The sequence below is a fragment of the Streptomyces sp. NPDC096310 genome, assembly GCF_044763125.1.
GTDB lineage: Bacteria > Actinomycetota > Actinomycetes > Streptomycetales > Streptomycetaceae > Streptomyces.
Genome location: NZ_JBIWFO010000010.1, coordinates 137,616 through 154,803 on the forward strand (window position 1 = coordinate 137,616; position 17,188 = coordinate 154,803).

Here is a 17,188-nt window from a genome sequence, read left to right on the forward strand (position 1 = left end):
TGCTGTAGCTGTGGCCCGGAGTCCTGGTCCCCGCTTCTGTGGTCAGCCGACCGGTACACCGCAGGGCTGACGTTCACTGCCCTGACTGACCTCGCCGAAATCGACACCTGCGACGTGGTACTGGTTCCTGGCGGCCGTAACGCCACCGAACCCGTTCAGGGCGAGGTGTTCCTGGCCGATCCGGCGCCTGGTGCGGGGAGCCCACTGCGCCACCACGGTGTGCACCCGGTCCCCCCGCTGTCCGGCGGCGGCACCGGCGCGGACATCGACTGCGGTCTCACCCTGCTGGCCGAGCTGGCCGGCCCCGACACGTCCAGGTCATCCAGCTCTCCATCGAATGCGACCCGAAACCGCCCTTCGGCTCGGTTCGGGCTGAGGCCGCTCCCGAGCGCATCCGGGTGTGAAGCGGGACAGCGACTCCTTCATTCCTGCCGCCGTGAGGAGTTCGAACGGAATGCCTACGCTTGGGGACGCCTCTTCCTGGACTCCGCACACTGACCCTGCCGCACGGATCCGGACGTCACGAAGGAACTGGAGCCGAGCCCGGGGTACGCGGATGACCGCACCCCGGCAGGATCAGCAAGAAACAAGAGCGGCCCCGGCCAGACCCGGACCCTCGCCCCGTGGAAGTCCTCCAGAAGCCCAACCTGGCCCGCGCGGTCCTGTTCACCGGCCTGTTCGGGACCACTCGGCGTCAGCTGCGACGGCTGACACAGGGCCTCGTGCCCAGCCGGCCTCCCCAGGCCGGCTGCGGAGGAGCCTCCGCTCGGGCCCGGATCCACGTCTGTCCAGTGCCCAGCGCCCCGGCAATTTCCGTGCCGCAGGAGGACACAAAGGTCACCGAACTGCGGCCGCCCTCCAGCACTTGGTCGCCCCACCCCGGCTGTCTCCGACCGGTCGGCAGCTAGACCAGGGGGATCGGGCACCGGGTCGTCCGAGCGAGTCGGCTGTAAACCAGTAGAGAAACTCCGGGCCTCGGGACACCACCGCCATCAGGAAGGACTCGACCGCGGAATGGATACCGCCTTCACCCTTCAACTGCAATGCCCCGGCCCCGGCAAGCGGACCGCGGCGACCGAGGCCCTTTCCTTCATGTAGGCCGAGCCCACCCCGCCGTTGGAGACATCGCCTGAGTTACCTTCCACCAGGGTTGACCTGCGCGACGGGAAGTGATCTTCATGTCCGAGGGAACGACCACGCCGACCAAACACGGAACTGGCTGTTCAAGGGATTGTGTCGGTTGACCACCAAGGAGAACCCCAGTTGATCTGGGGTTTTCTGCGTTTCTGGGTACCGGTCGGGCTCGTCGCGCGCACGGTTCGGGTGATGTGAGGCGTTCGGGCCGGATCCGGGCGCCCGAACGACAACAATGTGTGTATGGCTGATGACTGGAAGCGACAGTTGGAACGGCTCCACGCGGGGCTGGTGGAGCGGGACGATCCCGCCGCGTGGGTGGCCGAGGCCGATGCCGTCGACGCGGCGCAGCGTTATCCGTATCTCGCGCCGCGCGGGCCGGTCTTCGGTGTGGCCGCGCAGGATCCCCGGACCGACGGGCGCTGGCGGCTGATCGAAGAAGCGACCGATGCGACGCCCCAGCAGGCGCGGGACGCGCTCCACTCGTCTCTCTGGTTCCGGGCCAGGGACGACACCGACGACCGGGCGGTGCGCCGCGCGTTGCTGGCCGCGGTCGCGGTTCTCGAACGGGAGCCGGTCGACGAGCTGGAGGTCCTCGGGGTGCGCTACCGGGTCGTACGGGGCGACGAGTTCGCCCGGAGCGGGAAGGACGGTCTTGAGCCGCCCCGGCCGACGGACCGGGAGCCGGCCGATCTGTCCTGGACCGGCGCGGACACCACCCCGTCACCGGACCCCGGCTTCGTCCTCGATCCCGGGTACGGCGACACCGGCCCCTCGGCGGCGGCCCTGCGGCTGGGGCTGCGGGAGTTCGCGTACTCCGGCGCGCGCTTCCCCGACGACGTACGCGGGGACTCGCGGCGGGCGGTCACCACGCATCCCGAGATCGTGATGCTGCCCGTGTGCTTCGGTGTGACCGAACAGAACGAGAACGGATGGCGGCCCCGGGGCGCCTTCATGCCCACGCCGCACGACGCGCGGCGGCTGCTGTACCACGGGATGGCCTCCACCTGGCCGCGTCTCCACCAGTTCGACGAGGGGACGAAGGCCGCGTACGCGCGGGCCGCCGAGCGGTTCCGGGCCGCCGGCCGGGCCGACGAGGCGCGCGTGGGCGATGTGGTGTTCCGTGTCTGCCGCATCGAACGGTTGCTGCGCACCGGCCCGGACGGACCGGAGCCGCCCCGCCCGTCCGATCGGGATGTCGACGGGCCCTCGAAGATGCACCCGACCATGGACGAGGACGGGATCCTGCACTACGACGACTGACGAACGGCGCACCCCGCGGGCCCCGCGTCGCGGGTGCCGGCCAGGGCGCGCGGTACGGCGGCGGGCGGGGTGGCCGCCGCCGTCCGCCGGTCGCGGCCCGACCGCCACAGCCAGGCGATGTCACGGGCGAAGGACCAGGTGAGCAACGCCAGCGCCGTCAGGACCACGGCGAGCGCGGGCAGGTGCGGGAGGAATCCGGCGCTCGCCACCAGCAGGGCGATGCCCTGGAGCGCGGCCACCGTCTTGCGGGCCATGCTCGGCGGGAGCGCGCCGTTCAGCCAGGGGAGGACCCGGGCGGCGACGACGAAGACGTACCGCATCGCGCCGATCAGCAGCACCCACGGGCCCAGCGACAACGCGACGTAGGCGCTGAGCACCAGGATCAGGAAGGCGTCGACCTCCATGTCGAAGCGCGCCCCGAGGGAGGAGACCGAGCCGGTGCGCCGGGCCACCTGGCCGTCGACCGCGTCCAGGATCAGCGCCACCGTGGTGAGCGCGACCAGGAGCGCGACGGGGGCCCGGTGTGTGAAGGAGTCCGCGACCAGCGCGGTCACCGCGCCGACGAGCGTGGCCCGGGCGAGCGTGACACCGTTGGCCGGGCCGAAGGGGCCGGGCCAGGCCCGGGAGAGCGCGCGGGTGAGCACGGCCCAGGTGCCCGCCGTGAACACCAGGCCCGCCAGCCAGCCCGCGGGCCCCAGTCCCGTCATCGCGCCGACGAGGGCCAGCAGGAGGAGCTGGGCGCCCGCGCCCACGGCCGTCTCCTGGCGGAGCAGCCCCGCGCGGCGCAACAGCCGGGTGGGGTAGGTCTCGTTCAGGTCGTACATGTGGTTCAGGTGGTACTTGTTCAGGTGGTACGAGTCGTTCAGGGCCACCGTTGCACCCTCCGGCCGTGTGACAGAGTCGATTGGCGCCGCGTACCGTGCGCGGCCTCGTGAACTAAGAACGTGCACCGTCACCCCAGCGTTCAGGAGGACACCGATGAAGCGCGCCGCACGCGCCTTCTGGCTCCGCTCACCCGGCCACGGCGAGATACGGGAGGTCGCCCTGCCGGAACCCGGCGAGGGGGACGTCCTGGTGCGCACCCTCTGCTCCGGGGTGAGCCGCGGTACGGAGACCCTGGTCTTCCGCGGCGGAGTGCCGCGCAGTCAGCACACCGTGATGCGGGCGCCGTTCCAGGAGGGCGAGTTCCCCGGGCCCGTCAAGTACGGCTATCTCAACGTGGGTCTGGTCGAGGAGGGCCCGTCCGAGCTGCTGGGACGTACGGTCTTCTGCCTCTACCCGCACCAGACGCGGTACGTGGTCCCGGCGAGCGCGGTGACCCCCGTTCCGGACGGTGTGCCCGCCGGGCGGGCCATTCTGGCCGGGACGGTGGAGACCGCGGTGAACGCCCTGTGGGACGCGGCGCCGCTGATCGGGGACCGGGTCGCCGTGGTCGGCGGCGGCATGATCGGCTGCTCCGTCGCCGCGCTGCTCGCCCGCTACCCGGGCGTCCGGGTCCAGTTGGTGGACGCGGAGCCCGCGCGGGCCGGGATCGCCGAGGCGCTCGGGGCCGGCTTCGCGCTCCCCGGGGACGCGCTGGGCGACTGTGATCTGGTCGTCCACGCGAGCGCCACCGAGGCGGGGCTCGCGCGCTCGCTGGAACTGCTCGCCCCGGAGGGCACCGTCGTGGAGCTGAGCTGGTACGGCGACCGGCGGGTCGCGCTGCCGCTGGGCGAGGCGTTCCACTCGCGGCGGCTGACCCTGCGTGGCAGCCAGGTCGGCACGGTCTCCCCGGCGCGCGGCGCCCGCCGGAGCTTCGCCGACCGGCTCGCGCTCTCCCTGGAGCTGCTGGCGGAGCCCGTGTTCGACGCGCTGGTCACCGGCGAGTGCGGCTTCGAGGAGCTGCCGCGAGTGCTGCCCGGGATCGCCGCCGGGGAGCTGCCGGGGCTCTGCCACCGGGTGGTGTACGAGCCGGACGCGGGCCTGCCGGGCGGCTGACGGGCGGCCCCCGCGCGGCCGGGATGGCTGGTGTGTGATGGCGGTGGCTTGAACCCGTCTGAACAGGACGGGCGGTCCGGCCGTACTACAGACCATGCCCCGGCCTCGCGTGCCGGGGCCGGGACATGCCGCACTGGAGGGTCATCCGTTGTTCAGCATCACCGTCCGCGACCACATCATGATCGCCCACAGCCTGCGCGGGGAGGTCTTCGGGCCCGCGCAGCGGCTGCACGGTGCGACGTTCCTCGTGGACGCCACCTTCCGCCGGGCCGAGCTGGACGCCGACAGCATCGTGGTCGACATCGGCCTGGCCACCCGGGAACTGGGCGCTGTGGTCGGCGAACTGACGTACCGCAACCTCGACGAGGAACCGGATCTGGCCGGGGTCAACACCTCCACCGAGGTCCTGGCGAAGATCATCGCGGACCGGCTGGCCGACCGGGTGCACGCCGGGGCGCTCGGCGAGGGCGCCCGCGGGCTGGCGGCCGTCCAGGTCACCCTGCACGAGTCGCATGTCGCGTGGGCGAGTTACGAGCGCGCCCTGTGAGCGGTGCCGACGCCACCACCGCGCCGGTCGCACCCCCGCGTACGGCGCCGCCCGCGCGGGCGGTGCATCTCGTCATGCCCGGTGGCGTCGACGACCCGGCCGCGCCCAGCGGCGGCAACACGTACGACCGCCGGGTCTGCCGGGAGCTGCCCGGCGCGGGCTGGCGGGTCCATGAACACACGGTGGCGGGCGGCTGGCCCCGGCCCGGGGCGGCGGCCCGTACCGAACTGGCCGGTCTGCTGGCCGGGTTCGCGGACGGCGCGGTCGTGCTGCTCGACGGGCTCGTCGCCTGCGGCGTCCCCGGTGTCGTCGCCCCCGAGGCCGCGCGGCTGCGGCTGGCGGTGCTGGTGCATCTGCCGCTGGCCGACGAGACGGGGCTCGCCCCCGCCGACGCGGCGGAGCTGGACGACCGTGAGCGCCGGACGCTGCGCGCCGTGCCCGCGGTCGTGGCCACCAGCGCGTGGGCGGCGCGGCGGCTCGTACACCACCACGGGCTCGCCCCTGAGCGGGTCCATGTGGCCGCGCCCGGCGCCGACATCGCGCCTCTGGCGACGGGGCCGGGGGACGGTTCGCGGCTGCTCTGCGTGGCCACCGTCACCCCGCGCAAGGGTCAGCACCGGCTGGTGGAGGCCCTGGCGGCCCTCGCCGACCTGCCATGGAGCTGTGTCTGCGCGGGCGGGCTCGACCAGGATCCCGGCTATGTCGCCGGGGTGCGGGAGCTGATCGGGCGGCACGGTCTGGGCGACCGGGTGCGGCTGGCGGGACCGCTGGCCGGCGAGGAGCTGGCCGGGCGGTACGCCGCCGCCGATCTGCTGGTGCTCGCGTCGGACGCCGAGACGTACGGCATGGCGGTGACCGAGGCACTGGCGCGCGGTGTGCCCGTACTGACGACGGACGTGGGCGGGCTCCCCGAGGCCGTCGGGCAGGCCCCCGACGGCGCCGTACCGGGGGTGCTGGTACCGCCCCAGGACCCGGCGGCGCTCACGGCGGCGCTGCGCGGCTGGCTCGAAGAGCCGGACACCCGGCGGGCGCTGACGGCCGCGGCGCGCGGGCGGCGCACCGCGCTGGACGGGTGGGGGACGACATCACGGAGTCTGGCCGGTGCGCTGGAACAGCTCCGTCAGGAAACCGGGAGGGCCGCGTGACCACTTCAGAAGCTCCGCGTTCGGAAGCGACCCGTTATGCCCCCGCGTGGCTGGAGCTGCGCGAGGGCGCGGACGGGGCCGCGCGCGCGACGGAACTCCTCGACACGCTGCGCGGCAGACTGGCCGGGCCCGCCGGTAACGGCGAACGGGCCCTGGTGATCCACGATCTGGGGTGCGGCACCGGCTCCATGGGGCGCTGGCTCGCCCCGAAGCTGGCCGGACCGCAGCGCTGGGTCCTGCACGACCACGACCCCGAGCTGCTGGAGCTGGCCGCGGCGCGGACGCCCCGTACGGCCGCCGACGGCAGCCGGGTCACGGTCGCCACCGAGCGCCGCGACCTCGCGGAGCTGACGGCGGACGGGCTGGCCGGCGCCTCGCTGGTGACGGCCTCCGCGCTGCTGGACGTGCTCACCCGCGAGGAGGTGGACGCGCTCGCCGCCGCCTGCGCGGGGGCGGGCTGCCCGGCGCTGCTGGCGCTCTCCGTGGTGGGCCGGGTCGAGCTGAGCCCGGCCGATCCGCTCGACGCGGAGCTGGCCGAGGCGTTCAACGCGCACCAGCGGCGGGCCGAGCACGGCCGGAGCATGCTGGGGCCCGACGCCGTCGCGGTGGCCGCCGCCGCCTTCGCGCGGTGCGGGGCGACCGTACGGGTGCAGGCGAGCCCGTGGCGGCTGGGCGCCGCCGAGTCGGCGCTCACGGCCGAGTGGCTGCGCGGCTGGGTCGGCGCGGCCTGTGAGCAGCGGCCGGATCTCGCGGCGCCCGCCGAGGAGTATCTGCGACGCCGTCTGGAGCAGTGCGAGGCGGGCGTGTTGCGGGTGGTCGTGCACCACAGCGATCTGCTGGCGCTCCCCCGGACGGGCGGCGTCAGGTGACGGCGCGGGGTGCCGGGACCCCGCGTACGCCGAGGTACGGAGTCCGCGGGGCGCTGCGGGGGCGGCTCGGGATGGTCGCCGGGGCGGTCATCCTCGGGGTGCTGGTGTGGCAGCTCGGCACCGGTCCGCTGGTGGACGGGGTGCGCGGGATCGACGGTCCCACGCTGCTCGCCGCGGTCGGACTCGGTCTGGTCACCACCGTGTGCAGCGCCTGGCGCTGGTGTCTGGTCGCGCGTGGTCTGGGTATCCGGCTGCCGCTGCGCGACGCCGTCGCGGACTACTACCGGGCGCTGTTCCTGAACGCGGCGCTGCCCGGCGGGGTCCTCGGTGATGTGCACCGTGCGGTACGGCACGGGCGGAGCGCCGGTGATGTCGGCCGGGGTGTCCGCGCGGTCGTCCTCGAACGGGTCGCGGGCCAGGTCGTGCTGGTGGCGGTCGGGGTGACGCTGCTGGCCTGGTGGCCGTCCGCGGCTCCGGCGGCGGCGCGCCGGGCGGTGCTGGAGACGCTCGGGACGCCGGGCGCGCTGATGGTGCTCGCCGTGCTCGCCGTGCTCGCCGCCCTGGTGGCCGTGGCCGCCGGGCGGCGGCGCACGGCGCCCGCCCTCTCGCGGCGGCGCCGTGCGATGCGGACGGCGCTCGCCGAGGTACGGCTCGGGCTGCTCGCCCGGCGGAGCTGGCCGGGGGTGGCGGGCGCGTCGGTGGTGGTGCTGGCCGGGTTCCTCGCCACGTTTCTGCTCGCCGCCCGGGCCGCGGGGGTGACGGCGCCCGCGGCCGAGCTGCTGCCCCTGATGGTGCTGGCGCTGCTCGCGATGGCGCTACCGCTGAACGTCGGCGGCTGGGGGCCCCGGGAGGGCGCCACCGCCTGGGCTTTCGGGGCCGCGGGTCTGGGCGCCGCCCAGGGGCTGACCGTCGCCGTGGTGTACGGGGTGCTCTCGCTCGCCGCGAGCCTGCCGGGGCTCGGGGTGCTCGCCGTCCAGTGGTGGGCCGGGGTGCGGCGTGGCCAGGTCGAGTTCGAAGAGGGTGTCCTCGCCGAGGGCGGTGCGCCGGGCCGGGGGGCGCAGGGCGTCGCGCATCACCGGCGTACCGGCGAAGCGGAGCCCGGGGACACCGTCGCCGAGCAGGACCGGCGCGACGGTGACGTACAGCCGGTGCAGGGCCTGTTCGTGGAGGAAGCGGGAGACGGTGACACCGCCGCCCTCGACCAGCACCCGGCCCAGGCCGCGCCGCGCGAGTACGCGCACCAGGTTGCCGGGGGCGAACGCGGCACTGTCCGGCAGGGTCAGCACCTCCACGCCGGGGACGGCGTCCCCGGGGGTGTGCCCGCGCTCGCGGCCGGCGGCCACCACCCACAGGGTGGGGGCTGACCCGTCGGTGAACACCTTGCGATGCGGCGGTACCCGGCGGTGCGGGTCGAGGACGACCCGTACAGGGTGGGGCCCGGCGCAGGCGCGCACCGTGAGCTGGGGGTCGTCGGCGACGGCCGTCCCGGCTCCGACGACCACGGCGTCGGCGAGGGCGCGCAGGCGGTGGAGGTGACGGCGGTCCTCCTCGCCGGTGACGTAGTCGGCGTCTCCGGTACGGGTCGCGATGAAGCCGTCGAGGCTCTGGCCGAGCTGGGCGAAGGTGAGACGCGGTCCGGCCAGGCAGAGCGGCAGATAGCGGTCGGCCAGCTCCCGCGCGCCGGGCGAGGCGTCCCGGTTCCAGCGCCGTCCGCCGCCGGTGTCCGTGACAAGGCCGGCGGCGTCGGCGTCCGCCTCGGTCCTGACGGTACGGAGCAGCTCCCATGCCGTGTCGGTGTCCAGCTCCGTCGGGAACTTCGCCGATGCGGACGGCTCGGCGCGACGGTGGCCGGTCATCGGGACTCCTGGCGGGTGAGGAGGGAGAGATAGTCGCCGAAGGAGTCGACCAGTGCGGCCAGCAGTTCCTTTCCCTTCGCGGCGGACGCCCGCGAGGGCCGGCCTATGACACCGGACCGGGTATAGGCGGCCATGCCGAGTGTGAGGAGATGCTTCCGGTCGTCGGCGACGCAATCGGAGGTCTCATAACCGGGCCGTACAAGTTCGGGATGGGCGTGCAGCAGGATGGATGTCTCGACTTCACCCGCGTGCATATCGCTGTGCGAAGAGGTCTCCACGCCCGCTCGGGTCCTTGCCGTGTCCCAGTCGGCCGATCCCGGGAAAAGCGCCATGTGCGTTCCGCTGCCGGCGGATTCCTGAACCACGTTGCGCAGTACGTAATTTCCACCGTGTGCGTTCACCAGAATCAGGGAGTTTATTCCGGACCGGCGGAGGGATCCCGCGATGTCGCGGACGACGGCGTGGAGCGTGGCGGCGGAAATGCTCACGGTCCCCGGCCAGTCGGCGTGTTCGTGCGAGCAGGAGACGGTGATCGGCGGGAGCGCGTGGACCGGGTGGGCGGCGGCTATCTCACGGGCGATGGTGCAGGCCACGACCGTATCCGTCACCAGCGGGAGGTACGCGCCGTGTTGCTCGAAGCTGCCGACGGGGAGGATGGCGGCCCGGGGCCGCGCGGCCCGTACGTCCTCCGTCGTCTCCCGGGGCAGCAGACCGGCCGTCACCGGTGGCGTTCCCGAACCGTTCATGTTTTCCGGCCTCTCTTTCCGTGTGGGTATCGACGGGAGCAGACTACGCGGCAATGGCGTGGTGATCGCCCGAACGTGATGAAGGCGACCGTCGGTTGATGCCCTTTTACCTTTCTTCCCGTACCCGGGGAGCCGTTCAGCGGATATGATTGGGGCATGACAGACAGTGATGGCGTGTGCCTCGAAAGTACTCGTTCATCAGGTGTCGAACGAGCGGCGAAAGTACGGCTGTCCACCGTGCACGGAGACTTTCTCGCAGTCGGCTACCTGGACCGTAATCGCGGGGATGAACAAATAGCCCTGGTATACGGCGATGTCGCGGGGGACGGAGCCCTCACCCGTGTGCATTCGGAGTGTCTGACCGGGGACGCCTTCGGCTCCAAGCACTGCGAGTGCGGGGAACAGCTCGGTGCGGCGCTGGACGCCATCGTGCGCGAGGGGCGCGGCGTACTCCTCTATCTCCAGGGCCATGAAGGGCGCGGGATCGGCCTGTTGGCAAAGTTGCGGGCGATGCAGCTCCAGTCGGAGGGCCTGGACACGGTCGAGGCCAACCTCGCCCTCGGGCTGCCGGCCGATGCCCGGGACTACCGGGTGGCGGCGGAGATGCTGCACGATCTGGGGGTGCGCTCGGTACGGCTGCTGTCGAACAACCCGCGCAAGAGCGAGGCGTTGCTGCGGTACGGCATCAAGGTCGCCGAGCAGGTTCCGCTGCTGATACCGCCGCGCGAGGAGAACCTCTCGTATCTGCGGACCAAGCGGGAGCGGATGGACCATCATCTGCCGCATCTGGACGGCCTCGTGTACGAGGGCGTTCCCGTTGAATCCTCGAACGCGGCGGACGCCGTGACCGCGGTGAAGGCCGTGAACGCCGTGAACGCCGCGGCCGATCTGTCCGGCTGAGCGGCACCGTCCGCGCACCGTCTCCGTCACCGCCCCTGTGCCGCCTCCGCGCCGTCCCGGTCAGCGGACGCGGCGCGGCGGCGGCGGTCCTCCCCCGGCCAGCGGGGAGCGGGCCAGTTCGACACAGCCGGCCGCGATCAGGCCGATCGCGGTGAGTTCGGGCAGCAGCCACCAGCCGGTGCGTACGGTCTCGCCGTAGAGGGTCACGCCGTACGCGATGCTGATCAGCGCGTCGCCGAGGGTGAGCATCGGCTGGGAGGCGGCCAGCGAGCCCGCCTGGAGGGCGTTCTGGGGCAGGAAGAGCGCGCCCACCCCGGCCACCGCCATGGCGTAGAGCTGCCAGGAGGCGAAGAGCGCGCCGGGCCCGCCGTGGTCGAGACGGGCCACGGCGTCCTTCATCAGGGCGGCGGTCAGCGCGTATCCGCAGGCGGCGGCGAGGCCGAGGAGCGCGGCGCGCGGATTGCCGCGCAGCCGCAGCGCCCAGAAGATCACCAGGGCCTCGAAGACCCCGGTGAGCAGCAGCGCCATGATCCAGGCGGTCCCGTGGACGCTCTCGGAGCCGCCGCCGGGGGCCGCGGAGGCGAGCCCGAGGGCCAGACCGCAGGTGACGGCGGCTGCCCCGTACCAGATGGAGCGGGGCAGCCGGACCTTGAAGAGCCGCCCGGCGAGCAGCAGGGTGGCGGGCAGTTCGATGACGAAGATCGGCTGGACCACGGCGATCGGCCCGGTCGCGAGCGCCACCGCCTGGCAGACGGCGGCCACCAGCACCAGACCGATCCCCGCCAGCCAGACCGGTTGGCGCAGCAGCTTGCCGATCAGCGAGAGACGCATCGCCTGGGAGTCGGGGACGGTGGCCGCGGCGCGGCGCTGGAGCACCGCGGCGGAGCCGTTGCTGACCGCGGTCAGAATGGCGAACAGGACACTGATCACCGGCCCATCATGCGGGCGCCGCCGACCGGATCCGTTCTCATCCCGGTGCTGCGCCGCAGGTCCGGGGCCGAACGGGGGACACGGGCCCGCCGCCTCCCCGGTACGCTGCGGCGCGTGCCCCGCAGACATCCCGCCCCGCCGCCCGCGCCCCTCCCCCAGCGGGACGGCGTCGATCCCGTACGGCTGCGGCTGCCCCCGGATCCGGACGGGCGGTGGGCGACCGTACGGGACCATCTGGTGGCCCGGTTCGGGGACGCGGTCGGCGCAGGGCGCGTGGAGACGATGGTGCGGGAGGGCCGGTTCGTCGGGGAGGGCGGGCCGGTCGGCGCGCAGGAGCCGTACGCCGCCGGGCGGTACATCTGGTTCCACCGGGACTTCGCCCCCGAGGAGCGGGTGCCGTTCGAGGTCGGGGTGGTGTACCGGGACGAGCGGATCGTCGTCGCGGACAAGCCGCACTTCCTGGCCACCACCCCGCGCGGCCGGCATGTCACCGAGACCGCGCAGGCGCGGCTGCGGCGTGAGCTGGCGCTGCCGGCGCTCCAGCCCGCGCACCGGCTCGACCGGCTGACGGCGGGGCTGGTGCTCTTCGTCGTACGGGCCAGGGACCGGGGCGCGTACCAGACGATGTTCCGGGACCGGCTGGTGCGCAAGGAGTACGAGGGGGTGGCGCCGTACGACCCGGCGGTGGCGCTGCCCGTGACCGTGCGCGGCCGGATCGAGAAGGAGCGCGGGGTGATCGCCGCGCGGGTGGTGGCGGGTGAGCCCAACGCGGAGAGCCGGATCGAGCTGCTGGAGCACCGGGGCGGGCACGGCCGCTACCGGTTGGTGCCGGTGACCGGCCGTACCCATCAGCTCCGGGTCCATATGGACGGTCTCGGGCTGCCGCTCCTGGACGACCCGGTCTATCCGGTCGTCCAGGAGAGCGCCCGCGACGACTACGGGCGCCCGCTGCAACTCCTCGCCAGGTTGCTGGAGTTCACCGATCCGCTGACCGGAGAGGAGCACCGGTTCGAGAGCCGGCTGCGGCTGCGCCCGCTCTGAGCGGCGCCGTCGGTCCCAGTGGCCGCGCCCTCGGTGGCCGTGCTCCCGGTCGCCGTGCTCCCGGTCGCCGCGCCCTCAGTGGCCGCGCCGGATCCACTCCGACAGGTGGGGCGCCTCGTCACCGATGGTCGTCGGGTCGCCGTGGCCCGTCCGTACCACCGTCTCCGGTGGCAGGGTGAGAAGCCGGTCGCGGATCGAGTCGATGATGGTCGGGAAGTGCGAGAACGACCGTCCGGTGGCGCCCGGACCGCCCTGGAAGAGGGTGTCGCCGGTGAAGACCGTCGCCGCCTCGGGGGCGTACAGGCAGACCGCGCCCGGCGCGTGCCCCGGTGTGTGGAGCACGGTCAGGGCGGTGCCGGCGACGGCGATCGTGGCGCCGTCGGTCAGTTCGCCGTCCGGCAGCCGGTCGGGGTGGGTCAGCTTCCACAGCGGCAGGTCGTCGGGGTGCAGCAGGACCGGCGCGCCGGTGGCGGCGGCGAGCGCGGGGGCCGCGTCGATGTGGTCGTTGTGCGCATGGGTGCAGACGATCGCGCGCAGCGTCCGGCCGTTCAGCGCGGCCTCGATGGCGATGGCGTCGTGGGCGGCGTCGATGACGATCGCCTCGGAGTCGTCACCGACGATCCAGACGTTGTTGTCGACGTCCCAGGTGCCGCCGTCGAGCGCGAAGGTGCCGGAGGTGACGAGATGGTCGATGCGTACGGACATCAGAGGACCACCACCGAGCGCAGGACGTCACCCTCGTGCATCCGCTCGAACGCCTTCTCGATGTCGTCGAGGCCGATGGTCTCGGTGACGAACGCGGCGAGGTCGATCCGGCCCTGCTGGTGGAGGTCGACGAGCATCGGGAAGTCGCGGGAGGGCAGGCAGTCCCCGTACCAGGAGGACTTGAGGGCGCCGCCGCGGCCGAACACGTCGAGCAGCGGCAGTTCGAGCTTCATCTCCGGGGTGGGGACGCCGACCAGGACGACGGTGCCGGCCAGATCGCGGGCGTAGAACGCCTGCCGGTACGTCTCCGGACGGCCGACCGCCTCGATGACGACGTCCGCGCCGTTGCCGCCGGTCAGCTCGCGGATCGCCTCGACGGCGTCGTGGGAGCGGGAGTTGACGGTGTGGGTGGCGCCCATCGTGAGCGCCGTCGCCAGCTTGCGGTCGTCGATGTCGACGGCGATGATCCGGGCCGCGCCCGCGAGCCGCGCGCCGACGATCGCCGCGTCACCGACGCCGCCGCAGCCGATGACAGCGACGGAGTCGCCGCGTCCGACCTGTCCGGTGTTGATCGCGGCGCCGATGCCCGCCATCACACCGCAGCCGAGGAGACCGGCGACGGACGGGGAGACCGTGGGGTCGACCTTGGTGCACTGGCCGGCCGCGACCAGCGTCTTCTCGGCGAAGGCGCCGATGCCGAGCGCCGGGGACAGCTCCGTGCCGTCGGTCAGCGTCATCTTCTGCCGGGCGTTGTGCGTGTCGAAGCAGTACTGGGGGCGGCCGCGCCTGCATGCCCGGCAGGTGCCGCACACCGCACGCCAGTTGAGGATCACGAAGTCGCCGGGGGCGACCTCCGTGACGCCCTCGCCGACCGACTCGACCACACCGGCGGCCTCATGGCCGAGGAGGAAGGGGAACTCGTCGTTGATCCCGCCCTGCTTGTAGTGCAGATCGGTGTGGCACACACCGCACGCCTGCACCTTCACCACGGCCTCGCCGGGGCCGGGGTCGGGTACGACGATCGTCTCGACCCGTACCGGCTCGTTCTTGCCGGGGGCGATGACCCCTTGCACCTGCTGCGCCATGCCAGGACCTGCCTTTCGTCATACCTGATGACATACCGGGGGACCGGAGGCGCCCCGGAGCGTTCTCCGTTTCCCTCCCCCACTATCCCGTGTGCCGGGGCTCCGGAGTGACGGAAGGTCCCGTGGTGGCTCGTCAGGGCGCCAGAACGTCCAGTTCTTCGAGGGCGCCGACGGCGATCTCCCTGGTCAGCTCCTCGGCGCGGACGAAGTCGCCCTCCCGTACCGCCTCCGCGAGCTGGACGTGCAGGGTGACGGCGGCGGGGTCGGGGTCGTCGAACATCACCTGATGCCGTGTGCGGCCCGTGAGGACCTCGGCGACCACATCACCGAGCCGGGCGAACATCTCGTTGCCCGAGGCGTTGAGGACCACCCGGTGGAAGGCGATGTCATGGACCAGGTACTCCCCCAGCCGGCCCCCGCGCGAGGTGGCGACCATGCCGAGCGCCTGCTCGGTGAGGGCGGCGCACTGCTCAGGTGTGGCGTGCCGGGCGGCGAGACCGGCGGCGACCGGTTCGACCGCCGAGCGCAGTGTGGTCAGCGAGCGGAGCTGGCGGGGGCGGTCGGGCCCGGCGAGGCGCCAGCGGATGACGCGCGGATCGTAGACGTTCCACTCCTCGGTGGGCCGTACGGTCACACCGACCCGGCGCCGGGACTCCACCAGGTGCATGGATTCGAGGACGCGGACCACTTCCCGGACCACGGTCCGGGAGACGTCGAAGCGCTGGGCGACGTCGTCCGTACGGACGACGTCGCCCGGGGGGTACTCGCCCGACGTGATCGCGAGACCGAGGGTGTCCAGCACACGGGTATGCAAGCCCCGGCCTTCTGTGGTCATGCGGCAAAGCCTACGGGGCGCGACCCAAGAGTAAAAAGTACGACGTTTAGATCACAACCTCTTGAATATGTCGTACCTAATAGGTTTCAGTGGCGCGACGGACCGATGTCCGCGTCCGCGTCCGCGCGGGACCGATGTCGAAGAAGACAGCGAGGCATGACATGAACACCCCCCACGTCGTCGTGGTGATGGGCGTGGCAGGGACCGGCAAGACCACGGTCGGCCCCCTGCTCGCCGCCGCGCTGGGCGTCCCGTACGCCGAGGGCGACGACTTCCATCCGCCGGAGAACATCGCCAAGATGTCCGCCGGCACCCCGCTGGAGGACGCCGACCGGTGGCCCTGGCTGGACGCCATAGGCGCCTGGGCCCATGACCGGGCCGGACTCGGCGGGGTGGTCAGCAGCTCCGCGCTCAAGCGCGCCTACCGCGACCGGCTGCGGGCCGCCGCGCCCGGCGCCGTCTTCCTCCACCTCGTCGGCGAGCGCTCGCTCGTCGAACAGCGGATGTCCGAACGCAAGGGGCATTTCATGCCCACCGCGCTGCTCGACTCGCAGTACGCGGCGCTGGAGAACCTGGGGGCCGACGAGACGGGTGTCGCCGTCGACGTGTCGGGCACCCCCGGGGAAATCACCGAACGAGCCGTCGCCGCGCTGCGCCGGCTCGAAAGCTGAAGGAAGTTCCCGTGATACCCGTGACCGGTCTCAGTGTCGAGACACTGGCAGCGGATGCCGCAGAGCCCATCACCTCGGCGGGCAACGCCCAGCTGGGCCTCGCCGTCCTCGGCGGCATCGCCGTCATCGTCCTGCTCATCACCGTCTTCAAACTCCACGCCTTCCTGGCCCTCACGCTCGGCTCGCTGGCGCTCGGCGCCTTCGCGGGCGCCCCGCTGGACAAGGTCATCACCAGCTTCTCCACCGGGCTGGGCTCCACGGTCGCCGGGGTGGGCGTGCTGATCGCGCTCGGCGCCATCCTCGGAAAGCTGCTCGCGGACTCCGGCGGCGCCGACCAGATCGTCGATACGATCCTCGCCAGGACGAGCGGGCGGGCGATGCCCTGGGCGATGGTCCTGATCGCCTCGGTGATCGGGCTGCCGCTCTTCTTCGAGGTCGGCATCGTGCTGCTGATCCCGGTGGTGCTGCTCGTCGCCAAGCGCGGCAACTACTCGCTGATGCGGATCGGCATCCCGGCGCTGGCCGGGCTCTCCGTGATGCACGGGCTGATCCCCCCGCACCCGGGGCCGCTGGTCGCGATCGACGCGATCGGCGCCGACCTCGGGGTCACGCTGGCGCTGGGTGTGGTCGTCGCCATCCCGACCGTGATCATCGCGGGACCGCTGTTCTCACGGTACGCGGCCCGCTGGGTGGACCTTCCGGCGCCCGAGTCGATGATTCCGCAGCGCACCTCGGACGATCTGGCGAAGCGCCCCAGCTTCGGCGCGACCGTCGCCACCGTGCTGCTGCCCGTGGTGATGATGCTGGCCAAGGCGCTTGTCGACATCGTCGTGGACGACCCGGAGCACACCGTCCAGCGGATCGCGGACGTGGTCGGCTCCCCGCTGATCGCGCTGCTGGCCGCCGTACTGGTGGGGATCTTCACGCTGGGCCGCGCGGCCGGGTTCACCAAGGGCCGGATCTCCACCACCGTGGAGAAGTCGCTCGGCCCGATCGCGGGCGTGCTGATGATCGTCGGCGCCGGCGGCGGCTTCAAGCAGACCCTGATCGACTCCGGGGTGGGCCAGATGGTCCTGGACCTCTCCAAGGACTGGGCGATCCCCGCGCTGCTGCTGGGCTGGCTGATCGCCGTCGTGATCCGGCTCGCCACCGGCTCGGCGACGGTGGCGACCATCTCGGCCGCCGGCCTGGTGGCGCCGCTGGCGGCGGACATGTCCACCACGCACGCCGCGCTGCTGGTGCTGGCGATCGGCGCGGGCTCGGTCTTCTTCAGCCATGTGAACGACGCCGGGTTCTGGCTGGTGAAGGAGTACTTCGGGATGAGCGTCGGGCAGACGCTCAAGACCTGGTCGGTGATGGAGACGATCATCTCCGTGGTCGGCCTCGGGTCCGTTCTGCTGCTGTCGCTGATCGTCTAGTGCCTCTGCGAGGAACGCCCGCGGCCCGTGAGACCGGGCCGCGGGCGTTTGTCGTACTCGGTCCGT

General features: G+C 72.7%; 15 protein-coding genes and 2 pseudogenes. 10 read left to right on the forward strand and 7 right to left on the reverse strand.

Annotated elements, in window-relative coordinates; translation table 11 throughout:
- Positions 1-1,377 precede the first annotated feature (1,377 nt).
- Entirely contained in the window at positions 1,378-2,397 is a 1,020-nt protein-coding gene (locus ACIQ7D_RS20695) for a DUF5954 family protein (protein ID WP_403939512.1), read from the forward strand.
- Here the strand turns inward: ACIQ7D_RS20695 and ACIQ7D_RS20700 are convergent.
- Positions 2,385-3,221, reverse strand: coding sequence for a CDP-alcohol phosphatidyltransferase family protein (locus ACIQ7D_RS20700; protein WP_403939700.1), 837 nt, complete (start codon positions 3,219-3,221; stop codon positions 2,385-2,387). The genes ACIQ7D_RS20695 and ACIQ7D_RS20700 overlap by 13 nt on opposite strands.
- 154 nt (positions 3,222-3,375) lie before the next feature.
- Between ACIQ7D_RS20700 and ACIQ7D_RS20705 the strand changes: the two genes are divergently transcribed.
- The 5 genes and pseudogenes from ACIQ7D_RS20705 to ACIQ7D_RS20725 form a co-directional block, all read left to right on the forward strand.
- Positions 3,376-4,374, forward strand: coding sequence for a zinc-binding alcohol dehydrogenase (locus ACIQ7D_RS20705; RefSeq protein WP_403939514.1), 999 nt, complete (start codon positions 3,376-3,378; stop codon positions 4,372-4,374).
- Between the two features lie 148 nt (positions 4,375-4,522).
- The gene (locus tag ACIQ7D_RS20710; RefSeq protein WP_403939516.1) at positions 4,523-4,921 is read left to right on the forward strand and encodes a 6-pyruvoyl trahydropterin synthase family protein; all 399 of its coding nucleotides are present in this window, start codon (positions 4,523-4,525) and stop codon (positions 4,919-4,921) included.
- Between the two features lie 74 nt (positions 4,922-4,995).
- Positions 4,996-6,066 (forward strand): glycosyltransferase family 4 protein, encoded by a 1,071-nt coding sequence (locus tag ACIQ7D_RS20715; protein WP_403939702.1) that lies wholly within the window; start codon positions 4,996-4,998, stop codon positions 6,064-6,066.
- Positions 6,063-6,935 carry a methyltransferase domain-containing protein gene (locus ACIQ7D_RS20720; protein WP_403939518.1) on the forward strand — a complete coding sequence of 291 codons (873 nt, stop codon included), beginning with the start codon at positions 6,063-6,065 and terminating at the stop codon, positions 6,933-6,935. The genes ACIQ7D_RS20715 and ACIQ7D_RS20720 overlap by 4 nt, the downstream gene beginning before the upstream one ends.
- 71 nt (positions 6,936-7,006) lie before the next feature.
- Positions 7,007-7,825 (forward strand): annotated as a pseudogene (locus ACIQ7D_RS20725) (lysylphosphatidylglycerol synthase transmembrane domain-containing protein); the annotation flags it as partial.
- Here the strand turns inward: ACIQ7D_RS20725 and ACIQ7D_RS20730 are convergent.
- Positions 7,751-8,791: a RibD family protein gene (locus ACIQ7D_RS20730; protein WP_403939704.1), complete on the reverse strand. Its 1,041-nt coding sequence runs from the start codon at positions 8,789-8,791 to the stop codon at positions 7,751-7,753. The pseudogene ACIQ7D_RS20725 and the gene ACIQ7D_RS20730 overlap by 75 nt on opposite strands.
- A complete protein-coding gene (locus ACIQ7D_RS20735) occupies positions 8,788-9,537 on the reverse strand; it encodes a creatininase family protein (RefSeq protein WP_403939520.1) in 750 nt (249 codons plus the stop codon). The genes ACIQ7D_RS20730 and ACIQ7D_RS20735 overlap by 4 nt, the downstream gene beginning before the upstream one ends.
- A gap of 156 nt (positions 9,538-9,693) precedes the next feature.
- Between ACIQ7D_RS20735 and ribA the strand changes: the two are divergent.
- Positions 9,694-10,341: pseudogene (ribA, locus tag ACIQ7D_RS20740) on the forward strand (GTP cyclohydrolase II); the annotation flags it as partial.
- 156 nt (positions 10,342-10,497) lie between these two features.
- Here ribA and ACIQ7D_RS20745 read toward each other — a convergent pair.
- On the reverse strand, positions 10,498-11,367 hold the full coding sequence (locus tag ACIQ7D_RS20745) for a DMT family transporter (RefSeq protein ID WP_403939521.1): 870 nt from the start codon (positions 11,365-11,367) through the stop codon (positions 10,498-10,500).
- Between the two features lie 114 nt (positions 11,368-11,481).
- On the opposite strand from ACIQ7D_RS20745, the gene ACIQ7D_RS20750 reads away from it, so the two are divergent.
- Positions 11,482-12,408 (forward strand): pseudouridine synthase, encoded by a 927-nt coding sequence (locus tag ACIQ7D_RS20750; protein WP_403939523.1) that lies wholly within the window; start codon positions 11,482-11,484, stop codon positions 12,406-12,408.
- A gap of 75 nt (positions 12,409-12,483) precedes the next feature.
- Here the strand turns inward: ACIQ7D_RS20750 and ACIQ7D_RS20755 are convergent, their stop codons facing one another.
- The 3 genes from ACIQ7D_RS20755 to ACIQ7D_RS20765 form a co-directional block, all read right to left on the reverse strand.
- Positions 12,484-13,113, reverse strand: coding sequence for an MBL fold metallo-hydrolase (locus tag ACIQ7D_RS20755; RefSeq protein WP_403939525.1), 630 nt, complete (start codon positions 13,111-13,113; stop codon positions 12,484-12,486).
- The gene (locus ACIQ7D_RS20760; protein WP_403939527.1) at positions 13,113-14,198 is read right to left on the reverse strand and encodes an S-(hydroxymethyl)mycothiol dehydrogenase; all 1,086 of its coding nucleotides are present in this window, start codon (positions 14,196-14,198) and stop codon (positions 13,113-13,115) included. The genes ACIQ7D_RS20755 and ACIQ7D_RS20760 overlap by 1 nt, the downstream gene beginning before the upstream one ends.
- Before the next feature lie 133 nt (positions 14,199-14,331).
- Complete coding sequence (locus tag ACIQ7D_RS20765) at positions 14,332-15,033, reverse strand: FadR/GntR family transcriptional regulator (protein WP_403939529.1); 702 nt, start codon at positions 15,031-15,033, stop codon at positions 14,332-14,334.
- Positions 15,034-15,194: 161 nt separating this feature from the next.
- On the opposite strand from ACIQ7D_RS20765, the gene ACIQ7D_RS20770 reads away from it, so the two are divergent.
- On the forward strand, positions 15,195-15,704 hold the full coding sequence (locus ACIQ7D_RS20770; RefSeq protein WP_403939531.1) for a gluconokinase: 510 nt from the start codon (positions 15,195-15,197) through the stop codon (positions 15,702-15,704).
- A 20-nt stretch (positions 15,705-15,724) separates the two neighbouring features.
- Positions 15,725-17,122, forward strand: coding sequence for a gluconate:H+ symporter (locus tag ACIQ7D_RS20775; protein ID WP_403939706.1), 1,398 nt, complete (start codon positions 15,725-15,727; stop codon positions 17,120-17,122).
- The last annotated feature ends 66 nt before the right edge of the window (positions 17,123-17,188 follow it).